The 14,297-nt window shown below is 66.3% G+C and carries 13 protein-coding genes; 8 read left to right on the forward strand and 5 right to left on the reverse strand.

Going from position 1 to position 14,297, the window contains the following annotated elements:
• Positions 1 to 61: 61 nt before the first annotated feature.
• Genes ABS767_RS16050 through ABS767_RS16060 form a run of 3 tightly spaced genes read left to right on the forward strand, consistent with a single transcriptional unit; the run spans position 62 to position 2,769 of the window.
• Complete coding sequence (locus ABS767_RS16050) at positions 62 to 838, forward strand: enoyl-CoA hydratase (RefSeq protein ID WP_408080185.1); 777 nt, start codon at positions 62 to 64, stop codon at positions 836 to 838.
• Between the two features lie 57 nt (positions 839 to 895).
• On the forward strand, positions 896 to 1,843 hold the full coding sequence (gene mmsB, locus ABS767_RS16055) for a 3-hydroxyisobutyrate dehydrogenase (protein ID WP_408080187.1): 948 nt from the start codon (positions 896 to 898) through the stop codon (positions 1,841 to 1,843).
• A 41-nt stretch (positions 1,844 to 1,884) separates the two neighbouring features.
• Positions 1,885 to 2,769 (forward strand): mechanosensitive ion channel family protein, encoded by an 885-nt coding sequence (locus ABS767_RS16060; RefSeq protein WP_408080189.1) that lies wholly within the window; start codon positions 1,885 to 1,887, stop codon positions 2,767 to 2,769.
• A 1-nt stretch (position 2,770) separates the two neighbouring features.
• Here the strand turns inward: ABS767_RS16060 and ABS767_RS16065 are convergent, their stop codons facing one another.
• Positions 2,771 to 4,408 carry an alkaline phosphatase family protein gene (locus ABS767_RS16065; protein WP_408080191.1) on the reverse strand — a complete coding sequence of 546 codons (1,638 nt, stop codon included), beginning with the start codon at positions 4,406 to 4,408 and terminating at the stop codon, positions 2,771 to 2,773.
• A gap of 71 nt (positions 4,409 to 4,479) precedes the next feature.
• On the opposite strand from ABS767_RS16065, the gene ABS767_RS16070 reads away from it, so the two are divergent.
• Together ABS767_RS16070 and ABS767_RS16075 are read left to right on the forward strand one after the other, a co-directional pair.
• Positions 4,480 to 6,522 carry a protein-disulfide reductase DsbD family protein gene (locus ABS767_RS16070; RefSeq protein WP_408080193.1) on the forward strand — a complete coding sequence of 681 codons (2,043 nt, stop codon included), beginning with the start codon at positions 4,480 to 4,482 and terminating at the stop codon, positions 6,520 to 6,522.
• A 23-nt stretch (positions 6,523 to 6,545) separates the two neighbouring features.
• Positions 6,546 to 7,151: a redoxin domain-containing protein gene (locus ABS767_RS16075; RefSeq protein ID WP_408080195.1), complete on the forward strand. Its 606-nt coding sequence runs from the start codon at positions 6,546 to 6,548 to the stop codon at positions 7,149 to 7,151.
• Between the two features lie 133 nt (positions 7,152 to 7,284).
• Here the strand turns inward: ABS767_RS16075 and ABS767_RS16080 are convergent, their stop codons facing one another.
• Together ABS767_RS16080 and ABS767_RS16085 are read right to left on the reverse strand one after the other, a co-directional pair.
• Positions 7,285 to 7,542 (reverse strand): hypothetical protein, encoded by a 258-nt coding sequence (locus ABS767_RS16080; RefSeq protein ID WP_408080197.1) that lies wholly within the window; start codon positions 7,540 to 7,542, stop codon positions 7,285 to 7,287.
• Between the two features lie 186 nt (positions 7,543 to 7,728).
• Entirely contained in the window at positions 7,729 to 8,163 is a 435-nt protein-coding gene (locus ABS767_RS16085) for a hypothetical protein (RefSeq protein ID WP_408080199.1), read from the reverse strand.
• Positions 8,164 to 8,751: 588 nt separating this feature from the next.
• Between ABS767_RS16085 and ABS767_RS16090 the strand changes: the two genes are divergently transcribed.
• Genes ABS767_RS16090 through ABS767_RS16100 form a run of 3 tightly spaced genes read left to right on the forward strand, consistent with a single transcriptional unit; the run spans position 8,752 to position 11,978 of the window.
• Positions 8,752 to 10,218, forward strand: a complete 1,467-nt coding sequence (locus ABS767_RS16090; protein ID WP_408080201.1) for a circularly permuted type 2 ATP-grasp protein — start codon at positions 8,752 to 8,754, stop codon at positions 10,216 to 10,218.
• Positions 10,219 to 10,223: 5 nt separating this feature from the next.
• A complete protein-coding gene (locus ABS767_RS16095) occupies positions 10,224 to 11,159 on the forward strand; it encodes an alpha-E domain-containing protein (protein ID WP_408080745.1) in 936 nt (311 codons plus the stop codon).
• Positions 11,160 to 11,168: 9 nt separating this feature from the next.
• Positions 11,169 to 11,978 (forward strand): transglutaminase family protein, encoded by an 810-nt coding sequence (locus ABS767_RS16100; protein ID WP_408080203.1) that lies wholly within the window; start codon positions 11,169 to 11,171, stop codon positions 11,976 to 11,978.
• 7 nt (positions 11,979 to 11,985) lie between these two features.
• On the opposite strand, the gene ABS767_RS16105 is transcribed toward ABS767_RS16100, so the two are convergent.
• Both ABS767_RS16105 and ABS767_RS16110 read right to left on the reverse strand, forming a co-directional pair.
• Positions 11,986 to 12,756: an arginyltransferase gene (locus ABS767_RS16105; RefSeq protein WP_408080205.1), complete on the reverse strand. Its 771-nt coding sequence runs from the start codon at positions 12,754 to 12,756 to the stop codon at positions 11,986 to 11,988.
• 257 nt (positions 12,757 to 13,013) lie between these two features.
• Positions 13,014 to 14,258, reverse strand: a complete 1,245-nt coding sequence (locus tag ABS767_RS16110; protein WP_408080207.1) for a threonine ammonia-lyase — start codon at positions 14,256 to 14,258, stop codon at positions 13,014 to 13,016.
• Positions 14,259 to 14,297: the final 39 nt, after the last annotated feature.

Genomic DNA, 14,297 nt, shown 5'->3' on the forward strand with positions numbered 1-14,297 from the left:
AGCTGGGGTCTCGCGCCTCAATAGACCCCAACTTTCGCTGGGGTGACGAATAGGACCGCAGATGACCGACTACACTACCATCCTCGTCGAACAGCGCGACGCCGTCACATTGGTCACGCTCAACCGCCCGCAGGCGCTGAACGCGCTCAACAGCGAAGTGCTGTCCGAACTGCTCGACGCGATGGCCGCGTTCGATGCCGATCCGTCGCAGCGTTGCGCCGTCCTCACCGGCAGCGAAAAGGCGTTCGCTGCCGGGGCGGATATCAAGGAGATGCAGGCGCAGGGCTTTGCCGACATGTACGGCCACAACTTCTTCGCTGGCTGGGACCAGTTCACCCGCACGCGCAAGCCGATCATCGCCGCCGTCTCGGGCTTTGCGCTGGGCGGCGGGTGCGAGCTGGCGATGATGTGCGACTTCATCCTCGCCGCCGACACCGCCAAATTCGGCCAGCCCGAGATCAAGCTGGCGGTCGCGCCGGGGATGGGCGGGTCGCAGCGCCTCACCCGCGCGGTGGGCAAGGCCAAGGCGATGGAGATGTGCCTGACCGGCCGCATGATGGGGGCCGAGGAAGCCGAACGCGCCGGCCTCGTCAGCCGGATTGTCCCCGCCGCCGAGTTGCTCGAGGAGGCGCTCAAGACCGCTGCGAGCATCGCGTCGATGGCCCCGCTCGCGGTGCTGGCGAACAAGGAAATGGTCAACGCCGCGTTCGAGACCGGGCTGGCGCAGGGCGTCCAGTTCGAACGCCGCCTGTTCCACGGCCTGTTTGGCAGCGCCGACCAGAAGGAAGGCATGGCCGCCTTCGTCGAGAAGCGTCCGGGCAACTGGACGGGGAAGTGAACTAGCCGCCGCGACGGCGGACGAAACAGCCGTCACCCCAGCGAAAGCTCGGGTCTCATGCGGCAAAAGACCCCAGCTTTCGCTGGGGTGACGGAAGATGAGAGGAGCGCTGCAATGGCACGCGTAGGATTTATCGGCCTCGGCAATATGGGCGGCGGGATGGCCGCGAACCTGGCAAAGGCCGGACACGACGTCCGCGCCTTCGACTTGAGCGAAGAGGCGCTCGCCCGCGCCAAGGCGGCAGGCTGCCTGCCGGTCGACAGCGCGGCGGCTGCCGCAAAGGGCGCCGAGGCGGTGATCACCATGCTCCCCGCGGGCAAGCACGTCGCGCAAGTCTATGAAGACAGCGTGTTCGGCGCAGCCGATACCGGCGCGATCCTGATCGATTGCTCGACGATCGACGTCGACACCGCGCGCCGCGTCGCCGACGCCGCGGGGGCCAAGGGGCTGCTCGCGGTCGACGCCCCCGTCTCGGGCGGCATCGCGGCGGCGGCGGGCGGTTCGCTGACCTTCATGGTCGGTGGCAGCGACACCGCGTTCGAGCGCGCCGAACCCTTCCTGTCCGACATGGGCAAGGCGGTGATCCATGCCGGCGGCAACGGCGCGGGGCAGGCGGCGAAAATCTGCAACAACATGCTGCTCGGCGCGACGATGGTCGCAACCTGCGAAACGCTGCTGCTCGCGCAGAAGCTCGGACTCGACCCGCAGACCTTCTACGACATCGCCTCGGTCTCTTCCGGCTCGTGCTGGTCGCTCAACACCTATGCCCCGCTGCCCGGCGTCGGCCCGCAAAGCCCCGCCGACAACGACTATCAGGGCGGCTTCGCGGCGGGCCTGATGCTCAAGGACCTCAAGCTCGCGATGGAGGCGGCCGGGAAGGTCCATGCCGACACGCCGATGGGGCAGCGCGCCGCGGAGCTCTACACCCGCTTCGCCGATGCCGGCCATGCCGGGACCGACTTCTCAGGGATCATCCGGATGCTCGCCGAGCGCAGCGAGGGCTGACCGTTTCGGAACCGCATCGGGCCGTCTCCCGTTAGGGGGATATGGATGCCTTAACGATCCTCTGGAAGCAGCTCAACGCGATGTGGGTCGCGGCGGTCGCGTCACTGCCCACGCTGGTGATCGCGCTCCTCGTCCTGATCATCACCTGGGCGGCGGCGCGCTTCGCCAAGAAGATCGCCGACAAGCTTACCGCGCGCACCCACATGCGCGTCAGCCTGCAGCAGCTGGTCGAGACGGTCGTCGGCATCGGCATCTGGGTGATCGGCCTGATGATCGCCGCGACGATCGTGCTGCCCGGCCTGACGCCCGCCAGCCTGCTCGCCGGCCTCGGAATCGGCACGGTCGCGATCGGCTTTGCCTTCCAGGACATTTTCCAGAATTTCCTCGCCGGCGTGCTGATCATGATCCGCAAGAAGATGCGGATCGGCGACCTCATCGAATGCGGCGACATCATGGGCAAGGTCGAGCATATCACGCTGCGCGAGACGCATGTGCGCAAGCTGTCGAACGAGCTGACGATCGTCCCGAATTCGAAGCTGTTCAAGGAGCCGGTCGAGATCATCACCGACGCCGATGAGCGGCGGCACGAAATCATCGCCGGCGTCGCCTACGACACCGATCTGGAACAGGCGCGCGACGTGATCCTCTCGGCGGTAAAGGGCGCGGAGGGCGTGAAGGCCGAACGCGGGATCGACGTGTTCGCACGTGAGTTCAATTCGAGCTCGATCGACTTCACCGTGCGCTGGTGGGCGGGCGCGATGCCCGGCGACATGCACCGCACCCGCGACGCGGTCATCCGCGCGATCAAGCGCGCTTTCGATGCCGAGGGGATCGAAATCCCATTCCCCTATCTCACCCACACCTTCAAGGAGCCGATGCGCATCGCCCGGGCCGATCCCGACGCGATGCGCGAAGCGGCCGAATAGCTCAGCGGCAGGTCGATGCCGGGCCGGGGTCGAGATCCAGGCAGCGCCCGTCGATCTCGCGCTGGTCGATCGGCAAACCGATCACGCTCGCCAGCGTAGGCAGGATGTCGACCGTCTCCACGCCATTTGGCTGCTCGAACGGCTTCATCCCTTTGCGCCAGAACAGGATCGGCACGCGGCGGTCATAGTCCCAGATGCTGCCATGCGTCGCGACCGACCCGCCGGGGACCGGGATCGGCGTGACGCGCGGTTTGAGCGCGACATAGAAGTCGCCCGACCGCCCGGGATAATAGGATGCCCGCACGCGCTGGAGCAGCGTCCAGCTTTCGGGCGGTCCGCTTGGGCTCGCGGCCGCCATGATTTCCGCGCCGCTGAACACCGCCGCAACCTGCGGATGCGCGCGATAGGCGGCCATCGCCTCGACCATCACCTGCTGACGCTGCTTCGCCGGCAGGGCGGGGTCGATATAGATGTCACCGAAATTGCCGCCCCACAGGATCTGCCTGTCGCCCAGCCCCAGCTTCGCCGCGACGGGCTGGCCCATCGCCTTGGCCGACAGCCCGGTGGCGGCCCGCGCCGCGTCGGGGATGGCGTGCAGCATGTTGCGCTCGGGCAGGTCGTGGCCGCCATGGTCAGCGGTGAGCACCACCTGATAGTCCACCCCGCTCGTGTCGAGCAGCTCGAAGAACTTGCCGAGGTCGCGGTCGAGGCTGGCGAGCTGCAGACACATCTCGGTGCCCTGCGTGCCATAGCTGTGGCCGACATAGTCGGTGGCCGACGCGCCGACGATCAGCAGGTCGGTCGCCGCGCCCCTGCCCAGCTTCATCTCCTCGAACTGCGCGGCGGCCAGCGCCAGGATCGCGCCGTCGAACTCGGGTGAGGCGCGGAACGCGCCGCTGTCGCCCGCCTCGCGCGCGAACCGCCCGGTGCCGACCGTGCGGCTGCCCGCGCCGATCGCCTGGTCCTTGGCCTTGCAGAACTCGGGCAGCTCGAGCGCGGGCTGGGCCTGCGCGATCCGCGCGGCGATCGCGGCATTGGCGCGCGCGACCAGTGGCGTCTCGGGCGTGCCGACATAGCTGACAAAGCCCTTGCCGCCCCACCACCAGATCTGGTCGGTGCGTCGGCCGCCCATCATCACCGCGGCGCGGTCCTTGCCCGCGACCGAAACCACGCGGCTCGCCGGATTGGCGGCCTTCATGCGGTCGCCCAGCGTCGGGACCATCAGATGGACCGGCGAAACGGTATAGATCTTGGACGTGCTCCCCGCGACGGTCTCGTCCTCGGCGCAATACACCGTCTTGTCCGCGCGCGCCGTCTTCAGGTCGGTCCAGTCATTGGCGACGATCCCGGTGCGCGACGGGCGGCTGCCGGTCAGGATGGTCGAATGGCCGGGACAGGTCTCGGTCGCGGCATGGCTCTGATAGCCTGACGGAAACACCCCGCCGCGCGCCAGCCGGGCAAGCCCGCCCGTGAAATATTGGCGATATTCCGCGAACAGGTCTGCGGAGAACTGGTCGACCGAGATCGCGACGACCAGCTTGGGCGCGCTCGCCGGGGCCGGAGCGGGGGCGGGGCCAGCCTCCTGCGCCAGCACGGGCGTGGCGACGAGCATGGCAGCGGCGAGCAATCGAGTGAACATGAACCCTCCGGCATGGCAATAACGGCCGCGCCCGCTATGTTCGCTTCATCCCGGTACGGCAAGGATGCGTGATGCGCAGATTCGGTTTCGCGTTGATGACTTGGCTGCTCGCGATCGCGGCACTGCCCGCTGTCGCGCAGCCCGCGGGGCAGGATAACCTCGCGGTCGAGCTGGTCGCCGAATCCGATACCCCCGCACCGGGCAGCGAAGTCGCGGTCGCCTTCGTCGCGAAACCCGATCCGGGCTGGCACGGCTATTGGAAGAACCCCGGCGACGCCGGCCTCGACACCCGACTCGACTGGACGTTGCCACAGGGGGTGACCGCAGGCGAGCTGCGCTACCCGGTCCCGACACGCCTGCTGATCGCCGGGATCATGAACTATGTCTACAAGGGCAGCTACACCCAACTGACGACGCTCAGGATCCCCGCCGGCCTTGCCCCCGGCACCGTGCTGCCGATCGCGGTGCGCGCCGACTATCTCGTCTGCACCGACGAGATCTGCGTGCCCGAGACCGAGAATCTGACGCTGCGCCTCACCGTCGGCGACGGCGCCATCGCGCCCGACCGCCGCGCCCGCTTCGACGAGTGGCGCCGCGAATTTCCCCGGCCTTTGGGCAGCGAGGCGAAGTTCGCCGTCGCCGACGGCAAGCTCCGCGTCGCGATCCCGTTCCCGGCCGATGTCGCGCTCGGCAAGGACGCCTATTTCTTCCCCGAGACGCTCGACGCGATGACCTATGCCGAGCCGCAGAAGATCACCCGCGACGGCGACACGCTGCTGATCGAGGCAAAGGCGGGGATCAAGACGCCCGATCGGCTCGGCGGCGTCCTAGCCACCGGCGAACGCGAAGGCTTCGCGCTCACCGCCGTCCCCGGCGCCGTGACCGCCGCCGCAGCCGGGGCGGGGGGCGCGGCGATCGACTGGTCCGCCGCCCTGCTCGCACTCGGCGGGGCGCTGCTCGGGGGTCTGATCCTCAACATCATGCCCTGCGTCTTCCCGATCCTCAGCCTCAAGGCGCTGAGCCTCGCCAAGAGCGGCACCAGCGAAGCCCATGCCCGTGCCGAGGCGCTCGCCTATACCGCGGGCGTCGTGCTCGTCGTCGTCGCGCTGGGCGGGCTCATGCTCGCCTTGCGGGCGGGCGGCGCCAGCGTCGGCTGGGCGTTCCAGCTGACCGATCCGCGCGTCATCCTGTTCCTCCTGCTCCTCGTCCTCGCCATCGCGCTCAACCTTGCCGGGCTGTTCGAGCTGATGACGCCCAAATTCGTCGGTCGCCTCGCCAGCGGAGGATCGGGCGGCGCGTTCATGACCGGCGCGCTCGCGGCGTTCATCGCCACCCCTTGCACCGGCCCGTTCATGGGGGTCGCGCTCGGCGCCGCGCTGGTGCTGCCCTGGTACGTCGCGCTGCTGATCTTCCTCGGCCTCGGCCTCGGCCTTGCGCTCCCGTTCCTGCTGCTCGGCTTCGTCCCGGCGCTCCGCCGGATGCTGCCGAAACCGGGCGCGTGGATGGACACGTTCCGCAAGGTCCTGTCGGTGCCGATGTTCCTCACCGCCATCGCGCTGGCCTGGGTGCTGGGTGGGCTGAAGGGCGTCAACGGCATGGCGGTCGGGCTGATCGTCGCGCTGGCGGTCGCCGTGGCGCTGTGGATCGCCGGACGGCGGCAGGCCCGCGGTACCGGAACGGGTCCCGCATGGGCGGCCGCAGGGCTGGTCACGCTGGCAGGCATCTGGGCGGTCGCCGCAGTCGAAAAGCCCGCCGCTGCAGCCAGCGCCACCGCAGGCGCCGAACCCTTCACCGAAGCCCGCCTCGCCGCGCTGCAGGCGCAGGGCAAGCCCGTCTTCGCCTATTTCACCGCCGACTGGTGCGTCACCTGCAAGGTCAACGAAAAGGCCGCGATCGAGACCGACGCGGTGCGCACCGCCTTCGCCAGTGCCGGCGTCACCGTGCTCGTCGGCGACTGGACCGACGGCGACCCCGCGCTTGGCCGCTTCATCGAACGCCACAACCGCGCCGGCGTGCCGCTCTATCTCTGGTACCCCAAGGGGGCCGCGGAGCCACAGGTCTTGCCCCAGCTGCTGACCCAAGGCATGTTGACCGGACTGACGGGGGGCACATAACCGCAGTTCAAGGAGATGAGCCGATGCACCGACTGATCCCGATTGGCGCCGCCCTCGTCGCCGCGCTGGCGATCCCCGCCGCCGCCGAACAGACCAACGGCCAGATGGCGACCGACTTCAGGCTGACCGACGCCAGCGGCAAGACCGTCCAGCTCTCCGACTTCAAGGGCAAGACCGTCGTGCTGGAGTGGAACAACCCCGGCTGCCCCTTCGTCCAGCGCCATTACCAGGGCAACATGCAAAAGACCCAAGCCGCGGCAAAGGCGGGCGGCGTCGTGTGGCTGACGATCAACTCGGGCGCTCCGGGCAAGCAGGGCCATATGACCGGCGCCGAGGCGCAGGAATGGGTCGGCGCGCAGAAGGCGACCCCCGCCCATTACCTGCTCGATCCCAGGGGTGTGGTGGGCAAGGGCTATGCCGCCAAGACCACCCCGCACATGTACATCATCGATGCCGCCGGCGTGCTGCGCTACCAGGGCGGCATCGACGACAAGCCCGCCGCGCGCGTCGACGAAATGGGATCGGCCCGCAACCACGTCCTCGCCGCGCTCAATGAGATGAAAGCGGGCAAGCCCGTCTCGGTCGCGCAGTCGACGCCCTATGGCTGCTCGGTCAAATACGCCGAATAGGAGCTTTCCTTCCCTGTGATAGGGGGCAGGGAAGGAGAGAAGGCCGGGGGAAACCCCGGCCTTTTTTGGTGGGACGCGAGCGACCCATGCTGGCCTGCCCCATGACCGCCGGTCAGCCGCCGGTGACGGCGATTCAACGTCCCGCCCGGGAAAACACCACGACGAAGAAGATGGTCGCAAGCGTGAGCGCCAGCAGCCCGCCCTGAACGCGCTGGACCGACCCGGTGAACAACAACATCGCCGACACGATCAGAAGCGCGAGGCTTTCTGCGGTGACGACCATCGCCACGATCTTTTCGGACCGGCGGATGAACGTCTGCGCCCCCACCCCGAAGAAGATCAGGGGTGGAATGCTGATCAGAATTCCAACGATTGCCGCAACGAAGCGCATCCGATCAGACCCCGCGATAAAGGATGATTCAGCGCATCATACCAGAATCCCTTTCGCATCGAGTGCGTGGTCGGCATGGCCAGCTAAGCGCCGTCGTGGGGGCGACGCAGCACGACTGCGTCGGCGCGGTGGATTTGCGGTCGGACGATTGACTCCGACTGGCTGAAATCGGGTGAGAAGCGGCCATCAGTGACGCGACGACGCTGGCGTCCATACACCATCCAGAAAGGCGTTGATCGCGATGCAAGGATCGCCCTGAAGCACCGCATTTCGATGCCAGGTGAATGAACCTGATTTGCCCAAGAGCGGGATATAACCGATCACGTCGATGTGACGATCGAAGCCGCCATGATCAATGACGACGAACCACCTGTCGTTACTACTTCCCGCTGTGACGAATTGTCGGCGGGGCAGTTGACGGTCGAGAATGACGTCAGTCCCCTCGAATGGCTCGCCCGTATCAGCGATCGCTCCAGACTTGAGGATGTCGGCCTTCACCTGAGCTGGCAGATCGCCGAGTGAGGTCGCATACCGGGTGGCGTATCGCACCGGGCAATTGCGGGCAGGCGGCGACCCTGTCTGGACCGCTAGAAGTGCAACTGATGCGAGAAAACCAAACACGTCGATCTCCGCTCCTCGGTCGACTCCAGCATGACGCCAGCATGCTGCTTAGGCCAGTACATATCATTCACGGGATTGGCTTTGTGTCTGACCGCCACTGACTTGCCCACTCAGCGAAAGGCCAAATGCCTATGTGCGTATGGTTCGCCCGGAAATCGGTACCACCCTCGCATTTCATGCAGACATATTGGAATATTCATGATTTGTTCCAGCCATGACATTACCTGCACGCTTGATCCGCTCAGGCCCGGTTATGGGGCTGCTGCGCGGCCGTCGCGTAGAAGTCGCACGGGCGACGCATTTCAGTAGCTGCGGCGACGCGGGCCGAATGCGCTGTGAACGCTACGCCGTCGCGCAGCTGTGGTCGCCGTGTCGCGCGGATGGCGCGTGCCCGTCGCACACCTGTCGCGTTGGTGTCGCGTCGGCGTCGCGAACCCGTCTCAACCCCGTCGCGTCGCAGTCGCTTCGCGCCGAAACAACCCCTTTTTCGTCAGCTTCGTTTGTCAGCCGCCCCATGCCCCCCTTGTGCAACGCAGCAAAGCATTGCAGCATGGAACTTGTCCGGCACTTGGACACTTGGGAGGCTTGATGGGGAAAAGCCGCGCGTTCGACGAGATCTGGGGTCATGGCGGGCCGGATGCGCCGCGTCCCGACTTTGCCGAACTGTCGCGCTGGATGGCCGAAACGCCCCATGCCGAACTCAATCGCCGCCAGCAGGCTGCAGAAGCCACCTTCCGCCAGCTCGGCATCACCTTCGCCGTCTATGGCGAAAGCGAAGCGAGCGAGCGCATCATTCCGTTCGACATCGTGCCCCGCATCTTCCTGCACGACGAATGGCAGCGTCTGTCGGAGGGGCTGGTCCAGCGGGTCGAGGCGATCAACGCCTTTCTCCAGGACATTTACGGCGAGCGCCGCATCCTCAAGGAAGGGGTGCTGCCCCCCGAGCTGGTCCTGATGAACCCGCAATTCCGGCCCGAAGTCGCCGGAATCCGTCCGCCGCACGACATCTTCGCACATATCTGCGGCATCGATCTCGTCCGCACCGGACCCGACGAATTCTTCGTGCTCGAGGATAACGCCCGCACCCCGTCGGGCGTCTCCTACATGCTCGAAAACCGCGAGGCGATGATCCGGTTGTGCCCCGAACTGTTCCGCAGCTTCCGGGTCGCCGCCGTCGACAGCTACAGCGACATGCTGCGCGAAACCATGCGCTCGGTCGCGCCGGAGCGCAGCGGCGCCACCCCGGTCTGCGTCGTGCTGACGCCGGGTCATTTCAACTCTGCCTATTACGAACACAGCTTCCTTGCCGACACGATGGGGGTGGAGCTGGTCGAGGCGGCCGATCTGCTGGTCGATGACGACATCGTCTATATGCAGACCATCGCCGGACGGGTGCGGGTCGATGTCATCTATCGCCGGATCGACGACGATTTCCTCGATCCGCTGGTCTTTCGCCCGGATTCGATGCTCGGCGTGCCCGGCATCATGTCGGCGTACCGCGCCGGGAATGTCGCGCTGATCAACGCGCCGGGCAACGGTATCGCCGACGACAAGGCGATTTACAGCTACATGCCGGAGATCGTGAAATTCTACTCGGGCGCCGAAGCCAAGCTGCCCAATGTCGAGACCTGGCGCTGCCGTGAGCCCGATGCGCTTAACTATGTTCTCGACCATCTCGACGAGGTGGTGGTGAAGCTGGTCGACGGATCGGGCGGCTATGGCATGCTGGTCGGGCCGACCGCGAGCAAGGCGGAGATCGAGGCATTTCGTGCCGCGCTGATCGCCGAGCCTCATCGCTATATCGCCCAGCCCACGCTGGCCCTGTCCACCGTGCCGACGCTGACCGAGAGCGGGCTGGCACCGCGCCATGTCGACTTCCGGCCCTTCGTCCTGACCGGCTCCGACGGCGTCCGGGTCGTTCCCGGCGGCCTGACCCGCGTCGCGCTCAAGGAAGGATCGCTGGTCGTCAATTCCAGCCAGGGTGGCGGGACCAAGGACAGTTTCGTGCTTCTGCCAAAGGGACAGAGCCAGCAGCAGACGCAGGTTCAGTCCTGATGCGCATGCTCTCGCGCACCGCGGCGTCGCTCTACTGGCTCGGCCGCTATGTCGAGAGGGCCGACTTCACCGCCCGGCTGATCGAAGCGACGGTGCGTCTCGACGCGCTCTCGGCCAGCCCCGCCGGCGAGGCTGCCTGGGCCAGCGCGCTCGCCGTCACCTATAACGACAAGGCGTTCGCCGCGACCGGCCACGCGATCAGTCAGCAGCCCGTCGCGCATTTCCTGACGCTGGACATGAGCAACCCCGGCTCGATCGTCCGCTGCCTGGAGCAGGCGCGCAACAATGCCCGTGCCGTTCGCACCGCACTGACGCGCGAGGCGTGGACCGCGATCAACCGGCTCTGGCTGCTGTTCGCCAAGCGCGTCAGCCCCGGCGGCACCGCGACGACGCTCAGCCTGGTCGAGGGGGTCATGGCCGAAGCGCGCGGCTTCGAAGGCGCGATCCATCGGATGATGGCGAATGAGGCGGCAATGCTGATCCAGCTCGGCGCCGCGATCGAGCGATCGGACAACACCGCACGGCTGCTCGACGTCAAATATCACCTCTTGCTGCCCGAGGGCGAGCGGGTGGGCGGGCTGGTCGATCGCGACCAGTGGACCACGATTCTCCAGACCGTCTCGGCCGTCACCGCCTATCGCTGGCTCTACAGCGACGGGCTGCGCCCCTCGAACGTCATCGACCTGCTCATCACGCGCGCCGAACTGCCGCGCAGCCTCGCCGGATGCGTCGAGGAAGTGGTCGAACAGCTCAACGCGCTCGCCAAGCGCACCGGGCTTCAGGGCGAGGCCGACCGGATGGCGCGCGCGCGGATCGCGCGGATGCAGAAGACACGCAGCCATGAGGTGATCGTCAGCGGGCTGCACGAATATCTGCAGGCATTCATTCGCGAGAATGCGATGCTGGACGCCGCTATCGCGCGCCAGTTCCGCTTCATTTAGGATCGGACCATGCGCCTCGCGATCGAACACCAGACCCGTTACCGTTTCAGCCAGCCACAGGGTCGGCTCGTCCAGACGCTGCGACTGACGCCGGGCGATACTCATGACCAGACGGTGGTGGACTGGCGGATCGACGTCGATTGCGATGTCCGGTTGCGCGATTCCGTCGACGGCTTCGGCAACCGCGTGACGATGCTGTTTGCCGAGGGGCCGATCGAGGGGATCGACATCACCGTCGCGGGGCAGGTGCTGACCACCGAATCCAACGGCGTCGTGCGCGGCAGCGCCGAACCGTTGCCGCCGGAGATTTTCCTGAGGACCACGCCGCGCAGCAATGCCTGTGCCGCACTGACCGACTTCGTGCACGAGGGACTGGGGAGCGAGGGCTCCGCACTCGAACGGTTGCACCGCTGGAACTTGGCGCTCGGTCGGCGCTTTCCCAATGTGCCCGACCGGCCCGACAGCGGGGTCACTGCGGCGGAGGCGCTTGCCGGTGGCGATCCCGATTCCCGGGATCTCGCGCATATGTTCATCGCCGGAGCGCGCGCGGCGGAGTTTCCGGCACGCTATGTCAGCGGCTATCGCCAATGCTCCGCCGGCACATGTGCGCCGCATGGCTGGGCCGAAGCCTGGGTCGATCGGCTGGGCTGGGTCGGGTTCGATCCATCGGCGGGGATCAGCCCGGATGCGAACTATGTCCGGGTCGCGGTCGGTCTCGATGCACATGGCGCAGCACCGGTCGCCGGAATCCGCCAGGGCTCGGGTGCCGAGGTGATGACGGTCGAGGTTCAGGTCGAGCGCATGGCGGGCGACGCGTGAACCCGCCTCACGCGAAGGCGGGCTGTTTCTCTGCGACGGGCGCTGCGACGCTTTCGTCCAGCAGCGACCATCCGTTCGGACCGAGCACTTCCATCGGCCGGTAGCGCGTCTTGTACGCCATCCGCTCGCTGCCCTTCACCCAATAGCCCAGATAGACGTAGGGCAGGCTGGCATTCCGGGCCCTGACGATGTGATCCATGATGATAAGATTGCCCAGCCCCTGCCGTTCCGGCCGGTCCGCAGCGAAGAAGCTGTAGATCATCGACAGCCCATCGGCCTGCTGGTCGGTGATGCAGGCCCCGACCAGCTCGCCACCCAGCTCCGCCGGCTCGCGATATTCGATGACATAGGTGCTAACCGGCGACTGCTCGACCATATCGGCATAGTCGCTCTCGTCCATCATCGTCATCCCGCCGCCCGGATGACGGGTGGCGAGGTAGCGGCGGAGGAGTTGATACTGTTCGTCGGTAGCCCAGGGACGGCACGCAGTTACTTCCAGGTCCGAATGGCGGCGGATTAGCTTTCGTTGGCTGCTGTTGGGTTTGAACTCGCCGGTGATGACGCGAACCGACAGGCAAGCGTTGCAGCCGACGCAGCTCGGGCGATAGGCGACGGACTGGCTACGGCGGAAGCCGATGCGGCCGAGCGCATCATTGAGTTCGCCGGCATGCGCCCCATTGAGCTCGGTGAAGATCTTCCGTTCCTGGCGCCCCGGAAGATAGGGGCAAGCCGAGGGGCTGGTTACAAAAAACCGCGGAAATCGGGTCAATGCCGTCACGCTTTGTGCCCCTTATCATCGTTCGCGCCGGGTTTAACGGAGGCCATTATGAAGGGGTCGAATCGTGATGAAAAGCCGATTTACCATGAAAGAGAGTTAACGACTCGCTTTCCAGTTTTAAGGGGTTGCGGGTCGCGAAAGGCGCGCCACTGGGAGGTTATAGCGCGCCTGCGACTCGGCAGGATAGAGTCACGGTCAACGCTTCGTCGTGCGCCTGATTCGCTTCGTCCATAAGCTGTGGACAATTTGGACAGGCGTTAGGCGAGCTCGATCGCGCGCACCTCGTAATCCGCCTTCTGCAACGCGTCGATCAGCCGTTCGAGATGCGCGCGGTCGCGCGTCTCGCACTCGACGTCGAGGCTGAGCCCCTTGGCAGGCAGGTTCGTGAAGATGCGCTGATGCGACAGTTCGAGGATGTTGACCGTCTGCTCCTGGAAAATCCGGGCGACCTGATAGAGTGCGCCGGGGCGATCCTGCAGGCGGATGCGCAGACGGGCCAAGCGGCCGGAGCGGGCGAGGTCGCGCAGCAGGACGTTGGCAAGCAGCCGCGTGTCGATATTCCCCCCGCACAGCACGATGCCGACCGTCCGACCCCGAAAGCGCTCGGGGTTCGAAAGCAGGGCGGCGAGACCGGCCGCGCCGGCGCCTTCGACCACGGTCTTCTCGATCTGGAGCAGCAGGCTGAGCGACTCTTCCAGCGCACGTTCGGTTACCAGCACGATATCGTCGACCAGCGCCTCGACGATCTGCGCGGTGATCGTGCCGGGGTCGCGCACCGCGATCCCCTCAGCGAGCGTGTCGCCGCCGATCGGCAAGCTGGTTCCCTTGATCAGGTTGTACATCGACGGGAAGAGTTCCGCCTCTACCCCGACGACTTCGATCGCATGGTCCGCGGCCTTGGCGACGGTCGACATTCCCGAACTCAGCCCGCCGCCGCCGATCGGGATGATCAGCGTGTCGATGGCCGGGGCGTCGGCCAGCATTTCGAGCGCGACCGTGCCCTGGCCGGCGATGATGCGCGGATCGTCGAACGGATGGACGAATGTATAGCCGTTCGACGCCTCGAGCTGACGGGCATGGGCATAGGCTTCATCGAAGGTCTCGCCCTCGAGGATCACATTCGCGCCGTGCCCTTCAGTCTGGGTCACCTTCACCGTCGGTGTCGGCTTCGGCATGACGATAGTGACCGGAATGCCGAGGCGGTTGCCATGATAGGCAAGCCCCTGGGCATGATTGCCGGCCGAAGCGGCGATCACGCCCTTGGCCCGCGCGGCATCGTCCAGCTGGAGCAACGTATTGAGCGCGCCGCGCTCCTTGTACGCTGCGGTGAACTGCAGATTCTCGAACTTGAGCCACACATCGGCGCCGGTCAGGTCTGACAGCGTCTTGCTGCGCAATGTCGGCGTGCGCACGATCGATCCCATAATCCGCTCGGCCGCCATCTGGACATCGGCCAGGGTGACGGGGAGGGGACGGGGATCGGACGCTACCTGAGTTGCCATCATCAAGACTTTCGTGACCCCGGAACTGCCGCCGGGCCG

The organism is Sphingomonas plantiphila (assembly GCF_046000505.1).
GTDB classification, from domain to species: Bacteria; Pseudomonadota; Alphaproteobacteria; order Sphingomonadales; family Sphingomonadaceae; genus Sphingomonas; species Sphingomonas plantiphila.

Coding starts and splice junctions, on each gene's coding strand:
- ABS767_RS16050 (WP_408080185.1), top strand. CDS start 62: ATGACCGACTACACTACCATCCTCGTCGAACAGCGCGACGCCGTCACA.
- mmsB (WP_408080187.1), top strand. CDS start 896: ATGCGGCAAAAGACCCCAGCTTTCGCTGGGGTGACGGAAGATGAGAGG.
- ABS767_RS16060 (WP_408080189.1), top strand. CDS start 1,885: ATGGATGCCTTAACGATCCTCTGGAAGCAGCTCAACGCGATGTGGGTC.
- ABS767_RS16065 (WP_408080191.1), bottom strand. CDS start 4,408: ATGTTCACTCGATTGCTCGCCGCTGCCATGCTCGTCGCCACGCCCGTG.
- ABS767_RS16070 (WP_408080193.1), top strand. CDS start 4,480: ATGCGCAGATTCGGTTTCGCGTTGATGACTTGGCTGCTCGCGATCGCG.
- ABS767_RS16075 (WP_408080195.1), top strand. CDS start 6,546: ATGCACCGACTGATCCCGATTGGCGCCGCCCTCGTCGCCGCGCTGGCG.
- ABS767_RS16080 (WP_408080197.1), bottom strand. CDS start 7,542: ATGCGCTTCGTTGCGGCAATCGTTGGAATTCTGATCAGCATTCCACCC.
- ABS767_RS16090 (WP_408080201.1), top strand. CDS start 8,752: ATGGGGAAAAGCCGCGCGTTCGACGAGATCTGGGGTCATGGCGGGCCG.
- ABS767_RS16095 (WP_408080745.1), top strand. CDS start 10,224: ATGCTCTCGCGCACCGCGGCGTCGCTCTACTGGCTCGGCCGCTATGTC.
- ABS767_RS16100 (WP_408080203.1), top strand. CDS start 11,169: ATGCGCCTCGCGATCGAACACCAGACCCGTTACCGTTTCAGCCAGCCA.
- ABS767_RS16110 (WP_408080207.1), bottom strand. CDS start 14,258: ATGGCAACTCAGGTAGCGTCCGATCCCCGTCCCCTCCCCGTCACCCTG.